Source organism: Neptuniibacter halophilus (assembly GCF_030295765.1).
GTDB lineage: Bacteria > Pseudomonadota > Gammaproteobacteria > Pseudomonadales > Balneatricaceae > Neptuniibacter > Neptuniibacter halophilus.
In genome coordinates this window covers 3,735,262-3,752,409 of record NZ_AP027292.1, presented here as the reverse complement: position 1 = coordinate 3,752,409, position 17,148 = coordinate 3,735,262, and the positions used below count along the sequence as shown (strand labels likewise).

At 54.8% G+C, this 17,148-nt stretch carries 8 protein-coding genes (1 of these 8 only partly in view); 4 read left to right on the top strand and 4 right to left on the bottom strand.

Annotated elements, in window-relative coordinates:
• Nucleotides 1-7: 7 nt before the first annotated feature.
• The 3 genes from QUD59_RS17470 to QUD59_RS17460 all read right to left on the bottom strand — a co-directional run bounded on the left by QUD59_RS17470 (nt 8) and on the right by QUD59_RS17460 (nt 2,553).
• Nucleotides 8-934, bottom strand: a complete 927-nt coding sequence (locus tag QUD59_RS17470; RefSeq protein ID WP_286238549.1) for a LysR family transcriptional regulator — start codon at nt 932-934, stop codon at nt 8-10.
• Nucleotides 935-1,021: 87 nt separating this feature from the next.
• Entirely contained in the window at nt 1,022-1,858 is an 837-nt protein-coding gene (gene yghU, locus QUD59_RS17465; protein WP_286238548.1) for a glutathione-dependent disulfide-bond oxidoreductase, read from the bottom strand.
• A 17-nt stretch (nt 1,859-1,875) separates the two neighbouring features.
• Complete coding sequence (locus tag QUD59_RS17460; RefSeq protein ID WP_286238547.1) at nt 1,876-2,553, bottom strand: NAD(P)H-dependent oxidoreductase; 678 nt, start codon at nt 2,551-2,553, stop codon at nt 1,876-1,878.
• Nucleotides 2,554-2,909: 356 nt separating this feature from the next.
• Between QUD59_RS17460 and QUD59_RS17455 the strand changes: the two genes are divergently transcribed.
• The 3 genes from QUD59_RS17455 (at nt 2,910) to QUD59_RS17445 (ending at nt 5,536) form a co-directional block, all read left to right on the top strand.
• The gene (locus QUD59_RS17455) at nt 2,910-3,998 is read left to right on the top strand and encodes an alkene reductase (protein WP_286238546.1); all 1,089 of its coding nucleotides are present in this window, start codon (nt 2,910-2,912) and stop codon (nt 3,996-3,998) included.
• 285 nt (nt 3,999-4,283) lie between these two features.
• Nucleotides 4,284-4,688 (top strand): MarR family winged helix-turn-helix transcriptional regulator, encoded by a 405-nt coding sequence (locus QUD59_RS17450; protein ID WP_286238544.1) that lies wholly within the window; start codon nt 4,284-4,286, stop codon nt 4,686-4,688.
• 65 nt (nt 4,689-4,753) lie between these two features.
• Nucleotides 4,754-5,536 carry a thioesterase family protein gene (locus QUD59_RS17445; RefSeq protein WP_286238543.1) on the top strand — a complete coding sequence of 261 codons (783 nt, stop codon included), beginning with the start codon at nt 4,754-4,756 and terminating at the stop codon, nt 5,534-5,536.
• A gap of 193 nt (nt 5,537-5,729) precedes the next feature.
• Here QUD59_RS17445 and QUD59_RS17440 read toward each other — a convergent pair whose 3' ends face one another.
• Nucleotides 5,730-7,157, bottom strand: coding sequence for a sigma-54 dependent transcriptional regulator (locus QUD59_RS17440; RefSeq protein WP_286238542.1), 1,428 nt, complete (start codon nt 7,155-7,157; stop codon nt 5,730-5,732).
• A 533-nt stretch (nt 7,158-7,690) separates the two neighbouring features.
• Here QUD59_RS17440 and QUD59_RS17435 point away from each other — a divergent pair.
• Nucleotides 7,691-17,148, top strand: the beginning of a protein-coding gene (locus tag QUD59_RS17435; RefSeq protein ID WP_286238541.1) for a Calx-beta domain-containing protein. 26,086 nt of this gene lie beyond the right edge of the window; only the first 9,458 of its 35,544 coding nucleotides appear in the window; its start codon is at nt 7,691-7,693; the stop codon falls past the right edge of the window.

Sequence of the window (17,148 nt, the reverse complement as noted above, 5' to 3'; positions counted from 1 at the left end):
ATTTTTATTACAGGTCGTGAATCACTTCATCCAGATCGAGGGTGCGCTCGTCATAAACGTGATCAAGAATATGATCGATAAACAGCCGGGTCTTAGCCGGCAGATAGTTACGGGATGAGTAGTAGATCATGATCTGGATCGGGTCTGCTTCATAATCCTGCAAGATGCGGCGGAAATAGCCTTTTTCGATACAGGCTTTGGTGTGACCAATGCCAACCGCAGCAATGCCGAGCCCCATATCGGCGGCTTTAATCGCTGCGGAGAGATTGTTCACGATCAGGTTACCTTCCGGCTCTAACTGAATCAGTTTGCCATCGACACGGAAGTTCCAGGTTTTCTTGCGCCCTGTAGTCGATGAGCGGTAGGCAATACAGTTGTGCTGTGCCAGGTCATCCGGGTGCTGCGGTTCGCCATATTTCTCAACGTAATCCCGGCTCGCCACCAATACCGGCTGAAGCTTGTAGAACTCACGGGCGATCAGGCGGCTGTCCTGATTGAGCATCACGCCGATGCCCACATCAGCACCCTCCTTGACGAGATCACCAATCCGGTCGTCAAAACTCAGATCCAGCTCAATATCAGGGTATTTCTCCATAAAGGGCGGTAACAGCGGGAGTACCGACATCCGTCCGAAACTGTCTGGCAGGTTCACCTTCAGCCGTCCGTGCGGGGCTTTCTGTTTATCGGTGCTGAGGCGGATCTGATCCTCAAGTTGCTCTACCAGGCCGCCGGTGCGCCGATAAAGGTCGTGTCCGTCTTCAGTCATGGTCAGGGAGTGGGTGGTACGGTGGAACAGGCGAAGGCCAAGATTCTTTTCAAGCTGGGCAATCGCTTTACTGACTGCGGCTGAAGACACCCCTAACTGCCGGGCTGCTTCAGAAAAGTTGCCATTTTTAACAACGGCGATAAAGATATGAAATTGGTTAGGGATCATAGGCAAGAACACTACTGTACAACAACATCAGGATACTACTGATGTTACCTTAGTCCGGGTGAGCTTACCCGGACTAAGGATAAATTTTCAGGCAAAGTCTTCGGCACTGTGCCGCTCAGGTAATTGCAGTGCTTCATCTCCCCAGACCCGATTGACCCGTCGCCCGCGTATGACTGCCGGGCGCTGTGCGATACGTTCGGCCCAGTCACGCAGGTGCGGATAATCCGACACGGAGAGAAATTCCGCAGCATTGTAAAGCTCATTGCGTACCAGCGCGCCATACCAGGGCCAGATCGCAATATCGGCAATCGTGTATTCGTTACCTGCAATATAGGGATGGCTGGCCAGTTGGCGTTCCAGCACATCAAGCTGACGCTTGGTTTCCATGGTAAAGCGATTGATCGGATACTCAAATTTCTCCGGTGCGTAATTATAGAAGTGGCCGAAACCGCCACCAACATAGGGTGCGGAACCCATCTGCCAGAACAGCCAGTTAAGAACCTCTGTACGGGCGGCGGATTGCTGCGGGATAAAGGCAGAAAATTTCTCTGCCAGATAGAGCAAAATAGAACCGGACTCAAACACACGGACAGGTTGGTCTGAACTTTTGTCCAGCAGTGCAGGGATTTTAGAGTTCGGATTGATCTCCACAAACCCTGAAGAGAACTGCTGGCCTTCACCAATACGAATCAGCCAGGCATCGTATTCAGCACCGCTGATACCCAGTTGCAGAAGCTCTTCAAGCATAATAGTCACTTTGACCCCGTTGGGTGTGGCCAGTGAATACAGTTGCAGGGGGTGTTCGCCCTCAGGGAGGGTGGTTTCGTGGGTGGCTCCGGCAGTTGGCCGGTTGATGCTGGCGAATTCACCACCGTTATCACTATCCCAGGTCCAGACCTGAGGCGGGGTATATTGCATATTCATTCTGTTATAAATCCTTATTAAAGATCACATCCGGCAGGTTGCAGGATGGGTTGCTCCTGTTCGAGATGACGCAAACGATCACTAAACTGTTCCAGCATGTTAATGCGTACCTGCTCGGTTAACTGGCCCGGCTGGTATGCAACAAAGGGTTCCAGTACCTGAAATCCGAGAAACGCCAGTACCCCCTGTTGCAGCGGCTTAAGCACCGCATTGATCTCCCCGTGAGCGCCATCTTCTGTATAACTGCCAGCAGGCTCTCCGGTGGTCAGCGACAGCATCGCTTTCTTGTTACAAAAGTGACCGAGGTTATAGTTCTGCTCCTCGCTGTAGGTACGCTGATAGGCCAGCACACGGTCCAGCCAGCCCTTCATCATGGCGGGCATGGAGCACCACCACAGAGGAAACTGAAAGATCAGCAGATCACACCATTCCAGTTTGCGAATCTCATCTTCGAGCAGGCTGCAGAAACCCTGATGTTCTGCAGCATAGGCCTCTTCAAGGCGCTGGCAGTAATATTCCGGATTACTGCGGGTTGTAAAATTATGACGACCCGAAACCGGGTCGAAAGCCATGGCATCCAGATCAGAAACCCGAACCTCATGTCCTTGTGCTGTCAGCACTTTTTCTGCGGTCCTCAGCATGGCAGCATTGAAGCTGGCTGGCTCCGGATGCCAGTAGACAATAAAGATATTCATAGTGTGTCTCCTGGTTTATAGGGCTCAGATTAAGTGATCCGTGGCCACCCTTGTAGGCGGTTCCTGTTCACAATGGATTCAACCGACGGTTGAAGCGAGAAAGTCTGTGTAGAAACGTAACGCGCCAAGCTGCCTGTAACGCAAAGCAAAACAGGTAAGAGACGACAAGCCCTGCGCAACATGGTGACGATGGGGGACGGGTTCAATGGCGTTTGCTGTAACTTTTGTTCACAACGGTATCAAATAAGGCGCGGCTACCGGGCCACGGCTGAATTTGATGCAATGAGTCTCACATTATTCAAGGCGACACTGACGGGCTTCGGCTGCAGTCACTGCTGATTATTGTGAGGTCTGATATGACTAATCTCTTTACCCCGATACAACTGGGTGCCGTAGAACTCGATAACCGCGTACTGATGGCGCCCCTGACCCGTTGCCGGGCGGACGCTGACCATGTACCTACTGACCTGATGGTGGAGCATTATGCGCAGCGGGCATCTGCCGGCCTGATTATCGCTGAGGCGACCATGGTGATGGAGGGTAACTCCGCGTTCTGGCGTGAACCGGGAATCTACTCGCAAGCACAGGTTGCCGGCTGGAAACGGATCACAGACGCAGTCCACGCCAAAGGCGGCAAAATCTTCCTGCAGCTCTGGCATGGTGGCCGGGCCTGCCATCCACTTTTGAACGACGGGCGGGTGCCGGTTGCTCCGAGTGCAATAGCCATTACTAATGATGAGGTGCATACACCGGAAGGTAAAAAGGCCTATACGGTACCGCGAGAATTAAAGGATGAGGAGATTCCCGCCATTGTAGAGGGGTTCAGAGTTGCAGCAGAGAATGCTCAGTGCGCAGGGTTTGATGGAGTAGAAGTGCACGGTGCCAATGGTTACCTGCTGGATGAGTTTTTACGGGATGGTGCTAACCGCCGTGAAGGCCCATACGGTGGCCCAATAGAGAACCGTGCCCGCCTTCTGTTGGAAGTGATTGATGCGGTTGTCGCTGTATGGGGCGATGAACGGGTGGGGGTACGTATATCGCCGCTCAATAGTTTTAACAGTATGAAAGACAGCGACCCGGTGGCACTGGCAACCTGGCTGGCGAAACGTCTGAATGATTACAATCTGGCCTACCTTCACCTGATGCGTGCAGATTTTCTTGGTGAACAGCAGGCGGACGTTATCTCGCCGGTGCGGGCGCATTATTTTGGAAACCTGATTCTGAATATGGGCTATAACACGGAAGAGGCTTATACCGCGATCAACTCAGGAGAGGCTGACGCCATCGCGTTTGGTGTGCCCTTTATCGCCAACCCTGATCTGCCGGAACGCCTCCGTGAAGGTGCTGAATTGAACGAAGCAGATCCTGCCACGTTCTACTCTCAGGGAGCGGCAGGGTATAACGATTATCCGACTCTGGTCGAGCTTGAAGAGGTTGTAGCCTGAGCCTGAATGAACGGGGGCATTGCTCCCGTTTTTATTTAAATTAATTATTAGATTGATATCCCAATCCGCTGATTTTGAAGATTATTATTTAAAATTAGCTGTGTTTTTTATAAGCGGATTCTCTATGATTTTTCCAATACTACCCACTGAAAATATAGCTGTAAGCACTAATATGTGCACTAGTGGAGTGCCGATTACATGCCGGGTAATGATCGATAACTGAGCGTAAAAAATATTTTGTATGCAAAATAAAACTTCGTTAGACTCGGCTTTATGGATAACACAATGAACCCTCAGGACTGCATTTTTCACCTGCTGGCAAAAGCCTCGAAAGCGGGAGTGCGCTGCTGGAAAGAGGCAACGGCTGATCTCGGCATTACAGCCGTACAGGGTAAGTTACTTAATTTTCTCTATGTCAGTGGCCGCATTACCGCCAGTGAGCTGAGTCAGCAGGTCGCAATCGATAATGCCACCATGACAGGATTACTGGATCGACTGGAAGCGACGGGTATTTTAAATCGCCAGCCCAAAGCTGATGACCGCAGAGCGATAATGATCAGCCTGACGCAGGAGGGCGAAAAGCTGGCTGCTGAGGTGTACAGCCGGGTTCGTCCGGCAAACGAACAGTTTCTCTCTCACCTTAGCGCAGAGCAGGCAGAAACACTGCGTGAGTTATTGAGAACGCTTTAGCATAAAAAATTTGGCTATTTATTACGTATGCGAAATATACGTAAGCATATTAAGGGGGATGCCTGATGAACATTGATGAAATCCTGAGCTCGATTGATAGCGGTGAGCCTATGCTGATCCCGGCATCATGGGGGCAGGGCCGGACAACCTTTGGCGGGCTGACGGGCGCGATACTCTGTCATGCAACCACGAAAGATACTGATCCGCAGCGGATTCTGCGTAATTTTGAGGTTGGGTTTGTTCGCCCGCTTGAATCCATGAAACCCTATGAGATTGAAGTGGAAACGTTGGCGAATGGTAAAACACTGACAGTGAAGAGTGCCCGGATTATTCAGGAGGGAAAAGTGCGTGCTGTGGCGCGGGCCGACTATGTGCTGCCATTGGATTCCGCCGTAAAAATTGACACGTTCAGTGCCCCCAGGCTGAAGCAGCCGGAAGCGTCGATGCCGATAGCCGGAGAGGGGTTGCCAAATTTCTTTAATCACTTTGATGGTCGGGTTGCTACCGCCGGTATTCCGTTCAGTGGCCAGCAGGTACCGGAGCTGGGCGGCTGGGTACGTTTTCGTGAGCCGCCTGAGCAAATCAGTTACGCGCATCTGGTATGCATGATCGATGCCTGGCCACCTACTGCCAGCCCACATTATGTCGGCTTTCAGCCGCTGTCGACGATAAGCTGGAGCATTCATTTCGCCCATTTCCCTGAGCCGTTGGATCCGCAGGAGTATCTTGGTTATCACGCTAAGGTAAACTTTGGCGAACAGGGTATCAGCTCTTCGAATGCTGAGATCTGGGGCCCGGACGGGCGCCTGCTGGCGAAGAGTGTTCAGACTAATATCATCTATGCTTGATACGCGGATGGCCGATGGAAAGCCTGCGTAGCTGGTGGCCAGCAGCCTTAATAAATGTGCTGACTGATCAGGCGTTAGGGGATTCAAGATCGCCCAGCTCAACCAGTACCGATTTGGTCTGGGACTGGTGGTCCAGTGATTCAAGACCGTTTTCGCAGCCAATCCCGGAAGCGTATAACCGCCAACCGCCTGATCAAGGTGTAATATCGTACTTTTCCAGCAGGCGATAGAGTGATGAGCGTGAGGTCTCCAGAATAGCCGCAGCTCGTGAGACATTATTGTTGCAGTGGGTGAGTGCGTTGAGAATAGCTGCTTTCTCTGCCCGGTTTCTGGCTTCTGCCAGAGGCATCAGGCGCCGTTCCCCCTCACGTCGATCAAGCCCCATATCCTGAGGCGTAATGATCATACTGTCAGACATAATGGCCGCATTACAGACCCGGTTAATCAGTTCACGAATATTCCCGGACCAGTCATGCTGACCCATCAACTGCAGGGTCGTGCTGCTGAATTTCTTTTTCTTGAGGTCATTTTCTCTTGTATAGCGATTGAGATAGAATTCCGCCAGTTGTTTGATATCCTGCGCACCCCGGGTTTGCAGGTTCGGGACATCCAGCGGCAGAACATTCAACCGGTAGTATAGGTCCTCACGGAAGCGCCCCTCTTTAACCGCCTGTTCCAGATTGACATGGGTGGCGGCAATGACCCGTGCATTGGCCTGAATGGTTTGCGTACTGCCCAGGCGTTCTATGGTTTTGGTTTCCAGAAAGCGAAGCAGAATGACCTGCATATCGAGGGGTAGGTCACCTATCTCATCGAGGAAGATGGTACTTTCGTGAGCTTCCTCAAACCGTCCAATCCGGCGACTGTTGGCCCCGGTAAACGCGCCTTTTTCATGCCCGAAAAGTTCTGACTGAATCAGGCTGGCAGGCAAGGCTGCACAGTTAACGGCAATAAAGGGTTTATCTGCGCGAGCGGAGTGGTCATGGATATAGTTGGCGAGCAGCTCTTTACCTGTACCACTTTCGCCGATCAGCAGAGCCGGGGCGTCCACCTGTGCCGCTTTGGCGCATTTCATCAGGATCTTTTTAAAGGCCGGGCTTTTGCCGATAAGGCGTGTCTGGGTGGCTTTAGGGATGGCCCCGGCGGTTTTATTTCGCAACCGGGTCATGCCCAGTGCGTGGCCGAGGATAATCCCCAGACGCTCAATCTCCACCGGGTAGGTATGATAATCGAAGCAGTAATGTGAGATAAGGGACGCGACCCTGGGGTTGTCAACAAAAGCCTTGGGCAGCAACAGAATCCAGAGGATGCTCTCATCCCGGGTAAATATTTGTTTAAGTTCATCCAGAATCCGGTCATCCAGGAAGTGACAGGCCGCAATGCCTAACTGAAACTTTTTTGAGGCGATTAACTGGATGGCGTGCTGGGCATCTGTCGCGGCATGGACATGATTATTCATGACATGCACATTCTCCAGATCGGGGGTGGCCAGATCGTCTGATACTTTGGGTCTGAAATAGATAATGTGGGCGTCTTTCATCCCTCCCGCAGCTGAGATTGATGAAGCGGGCTCAGCTACAGGCTGATAATCATAAGCATCATTTACAAGTTGTTTGTCCATGAGAACTGATCCTGTCTGTACTGCACTCTCATCCCTGAGGCTTTTACCCGAGCTGGCAGGTGATACAACAACGAGTAACAGTAAAAATACACAGTGTTCTCAACCCGCCTAACCGGTTAGGGCGTTAAGTTAAGCAGGTCGAAATTGGCTTGCAGGACTAAGCATTGTTGGCAAACCCGTCACTGTCAATAAAGTAAATGCTTTCCAGGTGGGCTGGCGTTTTTGCAGCCTTATCTATTTAACCCCTTGTTTTATAATGACTAAACGTTGGATTCCTATTTATGGGACAGTCATGAATTTAGGAAATCTCGTTGTAAAACATACGTTTAATTATTTCAGGCCTGACAGGTGTTCATTTGTGTTACAGGCCTGAGGCTATTTAGCCCTAACCGGGGCTCTTTATGCCGCTTTTGACTGTCAAAAGGGATCTAACCCTCTGATTTAAAAGTGGTGGTACGGAAATTGCCCTCTTTAACCCATTGTTGAAGGAATCATTCAATCATGGATCTTTCCTGACCGAAGGAGAGTTGAAAATGGCATTTCCATTCGCGGGTCGAAGTGCACAGGCAACGCAGGATACCAGACGGAGCTGGAAAGACCGGTGCAGCGCTTTCTGTGGCAGGCTGTTCCGGCATCAGTCCCCCATGCGGGACACCACTGCTCGGCCCCAATTCATCAAAAATCCTACTTCAAAAGTGGTAGGTCGTATCATCTGTGAACCGGTAGAGCCACGCTTATTACTTTCAGCCGATCCTCTTTCATTTGTCGCAGATCCGGACACCGCAACTGACCTTTCGTTAAAGCTGTTTGAAGAACTGGCCACGCCGCCGATTTTACAACTGTTCGATACCACCGGTGAGACGCCGGTGCTGCTGGCTGAGCGTCTGCTCAGTGAAGTCGGTGATGTGGTGATTACCGGTTCTGATCTGGATGACAGTCTGTCCCTGGATTTCAACCTGTCTGATGCACCTGGCCTGGTTATTAGTTTTGAAGGCGGAACAGGTAATGACACATTGATTGGACCTGCGGAAAACAGTGAATGGCGCGTAGACGGATTGAATGCGGGTAGCCTGAACAGCAATCTGATGTTCAGCAATGTCGAGAATCTGACCGGTTCTGCTGATAACGAAGACACCTTTACTTTCACGGCCAGTGGCAGATTAAGTGGCGTGATCGACGGCGGCGAGGGTGGTTTTGATTCTCTGGTGATCGAGGGCGGTGATTACACTTCAGCTATTTTCACACCGACAGGCCCTGACTCCGGTACGGTTGATCTGGATGGCAACCTGATCACCTACGTCGGCCTGGAACCCATTACCGCATTAGGTACGCTGTCTGATGTCGTCTTTGATCTGACTGCCGGAGATGACCATGATGCACAGTTAAGTGACGGTCTTAATCCCGGACAATATACGCTATCGGGCAGTACCTTCGAAGACACCACTTTCCTGACTCCGCTTAACTCACTAACCATCAACGGCGGAGACGGGCAGGACACTATTACCCTGACCAATCTGGATCTGGGCAGTGTCGACCTGAACGTCAATGCAGAAGAGATCATCGTCAGCGGTACCTTAACCGCCGGTGACATTACCCTGACCGCAACCGCGAGCGATGCAGGGGTTATCGAATCCGTTGCCGATCTCTATAACGAATTTACCGGGCCGCTTGATGCACTGGAAGATATTGAACTGCCTGTCGATCTGAGCGGCCTCTATTTCTCCGACCCCAGCGCCATCATTGACCTCTCGTCTGCGGTTGTCAGTGGTGCGGCTGTTGTTTTAAGAGCACAGGCGTCCTCCCCTGTTAATGCGGTCCCTGCTGATCTGCTCGGTGCAGGCTTCGAGGGCGTTGGTGTATACGCCAGAGCACGTGCGGAAGTGTCTATTCTGGACTCTGATATCACCGCGAACAGCCTGATGGTAGAAGCCACCTCAGACGTCAGCAGTGATCAGACCGATGCCGCCACTGCTGGCGATAACGACAGTGAAGCGGATGCAGCCATCTCTCTGGTGGTTGTGGACTCGGTGGCTAAAGCCCATGTTTCAGGTGCCAGTACATTAAACATCAGCGGCGATGTGGACCTGATCGCTTCCACCGATATTAACGTTCACAGCGAAACCGATGGCACCCTTGGCACCTCCGGTGCAACGCTGGCGATGGCGCTGGTATTTACCGACACCCAGGCCTTTATTGATGGTGCATCATCAATTCTGGGTTCAACCGCAGAGCGGATCAATATCAGTGCCCTGACCAATAATCAGATACACACCCGTGCGACCTCAACCCAGGGTGGCGCAGAGGCCAACACCAGTGGGGGTAACCAGACCGAAGGTGCACTTCAGGACCCGAACAATGATGGTGACAATTCAGATCGTGCCAGCACCGCTGAAGGCGATGTGGATTTTGCAGGCGCGCTGGCCCTCACTCTGGTTGATAACCTAACCGCCGCTTATATCGCGACCAGCGGCAGCATTACCACCGATACCTCACTCACGGATGCCAATATTGATGTACAGGCGACCTCTAACGACACCGTTACCGCAACCGCCGATGGCTCAAATACAGGCAACGCAGCACCGGGCGTAGGGATTGCTGTGGCGCTGAATATCGCAACCGTAGACAGCCTGGCGTACCTGGACGGTGCTGGCAGTTTCTCAGCGGATGCGATCTCCGTAAATGCCACACTGGATGCTGATCAGAGCTTTGAAGCCGAAGCGGAATCAGGCTCCGGGGGCGGTAGTCTGGGCGTTGCGGGATCACTGGCGGTTAACGCAGTAACGGCACGGGTAGAGGCGACGGTTGAATCCGGAGCGACCCTTGATCTGGGCAATACCGATCTCAGCCTGAATGCGCTCGCGGCTGTCAAAGCAAATGTACTGGCCAAAGCAGACGTTGAGGGTGACGGTGACAGCAATGATACGGATGACGCAGACGGCAACAGCGGCGAAGGCACCGGTTTAGGGGCCTCAGTCGCAGTCAATATCTCCGATATCCTGACCCGGGCCGCAGTCGAAGATGCACTGCTGACTAACGTGGCCGGTGTGGATGTGAATGCAACCGGCACCTACTTCATGGATACACAGGCGATCGGCGGCGCTGCGGGCGGTACAGCACTGACCCCCGTGGTGGCGATCTCCATCGCCCGGAATACCACTCAGGCTGAAGTTGCGGCGGGCAGTAACACCCTGACACTGGCCGGTGACCTGTCACTCACAGCCGATCACACCAGTGTAACTTCAACCCGCGCGGCGGGTGATGTTAAAGGTGATTCCGTCGGGTTCGGTGCATCCCTGGCGCTGACCATTGCCGAGGATAGCGTACAGGCAGAAATCCTGCGTGATGCAATCTCTACCGGCGGCAGTGTGATGCTACTGGCGCAGAGCGCTACGGCCAGTCGGTCGCTGGCCCAGGCCAGTGCTGCAGGGGCGGAAGAGGATGATGGCTCCAATCCTGACGGGGTGAACGATCAGAACCAGCAGCAGCTGGATTTTGCCAATACTCAGGCGGCCAGCCGGACCGATTCAGGCGCGACTGACAGCTCAGAGTCCCCGGATGCCTCCAGCTCCGACGGCAGTGTCAGCGTCGCAGCGGCGATCTCGGTTAACCTGGGTGATGCCCGCAGTGCTGCGCAGATTGCCGACGGCACTCTGGTGACCGCGGCCGGGGCGGCCTCGGTAATGTCCCGTGCGAACAGCGATGCTGCAGCACTGGCCGATGCCAGTGCAACCTCCTCAGACGGCGGGGTAAGCGTCGGCGCTGCCGTATCCCTCAACCGGTCGGAAACCCTCAACCTCGCCTCGGTGGGGGATGAGACACTGGTTGATACCGGGGCGACGCTGACTGCTGACGGCGTTACCGTGAATGCTCTGATGGCCGAACGCAGCAGTGATATCAGTTCAGATACGGTGGTTGATCTGGCTGCCGATACCCTGTTACTTGAGGGGGTTGAAGGGCTGGAAACCGCTGATGAAGTGACCTATCAGCAGGACGACGAAGGCAGCGCTATCGGTGGCTTAACTGATGACACCACCTACTACCTGATTGATGCCGGTGATGGAAAATATAAGCTGGCCCTGAATGAGACCGACGCCAACAATGGCGTGGCCATTGATCTCACCTCCCTGGGTGAGGGGACTCAGCATACCCTGGAGCGCGCAGGGGAAGAAGATATCAAGTTCAACCCGCAATATGAGCTGACATTCGATCTGCCCCAGGGATATATCACCGGTGATGAAGTGGTCTACCATAACGGCGGTGGCACGGATATTACCGGACTGACTGACGGCGAAACCTACTACCTGATTGTCGGCGAAGACATCAAACTGGCTGAATCCCGTGAGGCGGCTCTGGCGGGTGATGCAGTCGAGATCAGCGGGAGTGGCAGTGGCGATAACCATAGCCTGACCGAATCTTTCCATCGTACTGCGGCAGCATCGGTATCCGGTGCCAGTGGCGGGGATGTTGGCGTGGCGGGTTCTCTGGCGATTAATCTGGCGGATGTGGAAACCACCGCACAGATTGCAGCCGATAGCCAGATTAGTCTGCTGAACAACAGTTCCCTCAGTCTGAACAGCGAATCCAGTACTCAGAGCTGGGCCATGGCCTTGCCGCTGGAGAACGCCGGTGGCGAAAGTGTTGGCATCGGAGCGTCGGTAGCGCTGAATGTCAGCGATAATGACACCCTATCTGAATTAGCCGAAAACGCATCGGTGACAGGTGCAGACAATATCTCCCTGGTGGCAGAAGCGACCCACGACCAGTGGGTTCTGGCCCGGGCCGGTGCGACCGGTGGCGTCGCGATCACCCCGGTGGTTGCGCTCAACATCGCGTTTAATGACACCGCCGCAAATCTGCAGGCAGGATCATTGCTGGATATCAGTGGTGATCTCACACTCAGTGCCGAACAGCACAGCCGGACAACGGCCGATGCCGAAGGCGATGTGGAAGGTTCGGATGCCGCCATTGGTGCCTCTCTGGCACTGGTTTCAGCCAATGACACCACCGCCGTGCTGATTGCGCGTGACCTCACAGCGGCCGGGGCTTTGATGCTTATGGCCAAGGGGTATAGCGCTTCTCGTACCAGCGCTAAAGCCGGTGCGCAGGGGGCTGAACAGGATGACGGTGTTGAGGACAGCGGCGATGACAGCGGGGTTAATGATCAGATCGCTTCCCAGCGCACCTTTGCCGATGGCAACAGTGAAGACGGTTCGGGGGACAATGCCAGCCCGGATGCCTCCACCTCTGAAGGCACCATCAGTGTGGCTGCCGCGATCTCCGTTAATATCAGCGATACGGATACCTCCGCCTATGTTGGCGGCACCGATCTGACCCCCATCACCCTTAATGTTGCCGGTGGCGTGAACGTCACCAGTGCAGCTAATGCCGATGCTCTGTCTGAGGCGGATGGCAGCGCCACCACCACAGAGGGCGGAACCAGCGTGGGTGTGGCCGTGGCCCTGAGCACGGCAGACATCAGCAATCAGGCGTTGCTTGAGCATGCCACTGTGACCGCCTCCCAGGTCACTCTTTCCGCCGAAATGGCAGAAAGAAGCGTTGATATCACCCCGGCTGATCCGATAAGCGTGGATCTGGATGCAGAGACGATCTATGTCGGTGATATAGATGATCTGGAAACCGGCGATGAAATCAGCTACAGCAACGGCGGGGGAAGCAGTGTCGGTGGCCTCACCGATGATGGCGGCACCACCAAATACTATGTAATCGATCTGGGTGACGGCAAAATCCAACTGGCTGCATCGGAAGCAGATGCGGATGCTGGTACTGCAATCGATCTCACCTCACTGGGCAGTGGCGATACCCACAGTCTGGATCGCGATGGTAAAGACAGTCTTGAATTTGATCCTGATGAACACCGCTATGAGCTGCATCTGGACGACAGTATCGGCCTGAACACCGGTGATGAGGTGGTCTACAGCAATGGCGGTGGCAGTGATATTGGGGGGCTGAGTGACGGTGAAACCTACTTCGCTATTATTGAAGGCAATGGCCGCCTGAAACTGGCGGAATCAAGAGAAGAGGCACTGGCGGGTGACGCGCTGGAGCTGACCAGTACCGGCAGTGGCGACGATCATCAGATCACTGAAGCAACCCATAGCTCCGCTGCGCGGGCCAATTCCGGTGCCAGCGGCGGCGATATCGGCGTGGCCGGTTCGGTTGCCATCAACGAGTCAAGCGGACTGACAGAAGCTCGCCTCGGTGCGGGTACTGATATCCATAGCACCGGTGATGTGACCGTGAGTGCCACCGCACGAACCAGCAATGATGCCCGGGCTCTGCCGGGGGATCCGGTATCCGGTGGCAGTGGTGGCGGCCTTTCGGTTGCGGTGAATGTCAGCAGCCATGACACACAGGCCGCCCTGCTGGGTGGCGATATCAGTCAGGCTGCCAATCTTTCCCTGGATGCCAGCGGTGATCATACCCAGCATACACTGGCAAAAGCCGGTGCAGAGGCGACCGGCTCTGATGGTCTGGCGTTTGGTGGTGCTGTGGCAGTGGCTGTCGCCAATAATGACAGCTCAGCGCTGATTGATGCGAATGGCGCGGCGCTGACGCTGACGGGTGATCTGAGTATTACCGCAGCCACACTGGAAACCCAGCGCACCGAAGCGGATGCGGAAACCGATGGCGGCGATACCGGCGTCGGTGTCTCTTTTGCGATGGGATGGGTTGAAGACGATACGAATGCATCGCTGGCCAGAAGCCTTAACAGCGGTGTTGCCAATGTAACAGTTGAAGCGCTGTCCACTATTGAAGCGACCACCCTTGCCACAGCCAGCGCTGAAGGGTCTAAATCCGAAGAAGAGGGCGGCAATACTGCCGATGAAGAGACCGGTAATCAGACCGACTTTGCCAATAACCGGGCGGGAACTTCAGTAACAGCACCGACCGCCGGCGATCAGGTAGAGAGTGCGAATACGACCGCCGAATCCCAGACCGCAGACCCGGGTGGTCAGGGTGGTACCGGAGCACAGGGTTCCCAGCAGACCCGGGGTGGCACGGTACGTGTGGCCGCAGCAATCGGCGCCACAGTGCTGGCACCGGAGGTAAATGCCTCCATCGCTGATGGGGTGGTGATCGATGCCAGTGGTGACCTGGTCGTAAAAGCGATGAGCGATGCCGATGCCGATACACAGGCGATCGCTACGGCCTTTGCTGATGATGCCAAAACTACCGTGGGTGCCGCGATCAGTGTCAACGTGGGCCTGCTGGATACCTCCGCCAGTATCGGTAACAGCGATGTGACGGCGGCTTCAGTCAGTATCGAAGCCGGTTCCACCGAGGGCGAATCAAACGACTTTAAACTGCTCTCACTGGCCGGTAGTGGTTCCACTCAGAAAGGCGAGAATGACAATACCGCGGTGGCCGGTGCTGTCGGGGTCAATGTTGTTATCAGTGAAACCACTGCGATGGTGGCGGATTCTGCCACTGTGACAGCCACGGCAACGGATATCAGCGTAACCGCCCGTGAGGATATCGGATTACAGAACATCGCCGGTGGCGGGGCCCTGACGCTGTCCGATTCCGGCACCAGTGTCGGCGCCGCAATCGGTGTTAACGTGGTTGAAAACACCACCCGGGCACGGCTGGGGGCAGGAACCTCCGTTGAGGCCGCCGGCAATGTCTCAGTGGAAGCTAACGCCACGGTCAGCCCTCTGGAGATCGTTGCGCCGCTACTGAATGAAACTGGCATCGATGTCACCACACTGGTGGCGGGTGCCGCCATCGGCTCCGGTGGCGATGCCGGTGCAGGTTCTGCCGCGATTGATGTCTTTATTCTCCACACTGAGGCCTCTGTGGGTGCCGGGGCCACTATTACCGCCGGACAGAATCTTCTGGTCAGTGCAGTGGATGCAACCCAGCTGACCACCTTTGCCGGCGCGCTTGCAGCCAGTAAGGATGCCACCGGGGTGGGGATTGGCCTGAGTGTGGCCGTGATCACCAAATCAACCGAGGCTCTGATCGCGGCTTCCGATGATGCACTGTCACCTACCAGCATCAGCACCGGTGGTGACCTGATACTGGAAGCGGACGGCAGTGAGGAGATATTCCAGTTAACCGCCAATATCGGTGCGGGTGACAGTACCTCCGGTGCAGGTGGACTGAATGTACTGGTTAACCTGACTGATACCCGTGCGATTCTGGGGCAGGACCCGGATGCAGAGTCGCCTGAAGCCGGTAATGTCGTGGTCGATGCAACTGGTTCTGCCATGATCGCCGCCAACAGCCAGACCATCATTGAAAGCTATGCTGGTACCCTGGGCGTTTCCATGAGCGGGTCGTCGGTCGGCATTTCAGTGGGCGTGCTGGTCGATATTGACCGAACTCATGCCGTGATCGGTTCCGGTGCTGAGATCCGCGCGCTGGGGCAGGGCGCCGGTCTGGATGTCCGGGACGGTATATTTGATAACGACGGCAATCAGGGCAGCGAAAATATTCATGGCCTGGCTGTCACTGCCACCAGTTTTGAAGATATGACCCTGCTGGCGATCGCTGCATCCGGTTCACTGGGACAGGATAACGGCGGCAACCAGAACGGTGACAATGATGGTGGCACCAACGTCGGGATTGCAGCCTCAGTCGGCGTTGCGGTGCTGAACGGCGAGACCCATGCCATTCTGGGCAATGGGGCAACCGTTAACGGCGATAACAGCGGTTCTGCAGCCGCTCAGGGGATTCTTCTGCGAGGTGCCGATGAAACCCGGATCAGCAATATTATCGGTGGTCTGGCGATCACCAGCGGTGCCGATGCCGGTGTTACTGGTTCAGTGTCGGTCAACGTGATCGACAATTCTGTCTGGGCCCGGGCGCTGGGGAGTAATGAGCTGAATGCAAATGACGGCGGTATCAGCCTGTCTGCTTCAGGCGCTACCCTGAGTGACACCCTCACCATTGCGGTGGCCGGTGCGGTTAAATCCGGCAACAGCAACAATAACAACTCCAGTAACATTACCTTTGCCGGTGCCGGTAGCGTCACCGTGAATGTGATTGAATCTGAAGTGCTGGCACAGATTGAGGGTGGCACAGTGTCCACCACCGGTACACTGAGCCTGAGTGCTGAGGATAATTCCGATATTAAAGCCGATTCCGGTGGCGCCGCGTTTGCTTACGATAACAGTGGCAGCACAGCCGGTGCAGTAGGGGCTTCGGTCGCTGTCAATGATGTGACTCAGACCATCAAAGCGAGCATCACGGATACAACGGTTGAAGCAACAGCCGGTATCGGTCTGGCGGCGACAAACGCGTCCAGCATCAAAGCACTGACTATTGCCGGATCTGCGGCAGTAGCCAATGACTCTGATGCGCTGGCCGGTGCGGGCTCCGGCTCCGGTAACTTTATCCTGGCAACCACCGAAGCCAGCATCAATAACGCCGCTTCGCTCACAACCGATGGTAATATCGCTGTTACCGCCACCGACAGCAGCCTGATCGATGCTGATGCAGGTGCCGGCGCACTGGCGCTCTCGCTGGGAGGCGGTGATCTGGGGGCTGCGGCCGCAGGGGCAGCCGCCGCCAGAAACGTCATTACGAAAGAGACCACGGCGGCATTACGCAACGTCAACGCCAGTGCCGACCATGTGACGGTTGCTGCACTCTCTGATTCCACCGTAAACGCCTTTACACTCGGTATCGCCGGTGCCCTGGCTAATGATGGCAGTGCGCTTGCACTGGCAGGTTCCGGCTCAGGTAACTACATCACCGGCCAGAACCAGGCGATTATCAATCCAAGCACAATTAACGCAACCGGTGATATCAGCCTCATAGCCAGTGATACCAGCCTGATTACAGCCACTGCCGGTTCTGCAGCCGTTTCCATTAGTGTGGGCAGTGGCAGTGGTGCACAGGCCGGTGTCGGTCTGGGTGTCTCTGTTGCGGTAAACGAAGTGGATGTCAGCAGTGAAGCGCTGCTGTCCTCGACTACTGTTAACGGGTCGGGTTCACTTAGCCTGACCGCCTTAACCGCAGCCGA

Bases quoted from the DNA above. Each gene is read 5' to 3' on its own strand.
- QUD59_RS17445 (WP_286238543.1), top strand. From the start codon at position 4,754: ATGAACATTGATGAAATCCTGAGCTCGATTGATAGCGGTGAGCCTATG.
- QUD59_RS17450 (WP_286238544.1), top strand. From the start codon at position 4,284: ATGAACCCTCAGGACTGCATTTTTCACCTGCTGGCAAAAGCCTCGAAA.
- QUD59_RS17460 (WP_286238547.1), bottom strand. From the start codon at position 2,553: ATGAATATCTTTATTGTCTACTGGCATCCGGAGCCAGCCAGCTTCAAT.
- QUD59_RS17440 (WP_286238542.1), bottom strand. From the start codon at position 7,157: ATGGACAAACAACTTGTAAATGATGCTTATGATTATCAGCCTGTAGCT.
- yghU (WP_286238548.1), bottom strand. From the start codon at position 1,858: ATGAATATGCAATATACCCCGCCTCAGGTCTGGACCTGGGATAGTGAT.
- QUD59_RS17455 (WP_286238546.1), top strand. From the start codon at position 2,910: ATGACTAATCTCTTTACCCCGATACAACTGGGTGCCGTAGAACTCGAT.
- QUD59_RS17470 (WP_286238549.1), bottom strand. From the start codon at position 934: ATGATCCCTAACCAATTTCATATCTTTATCGCCGTTGTTAAAAATGGC.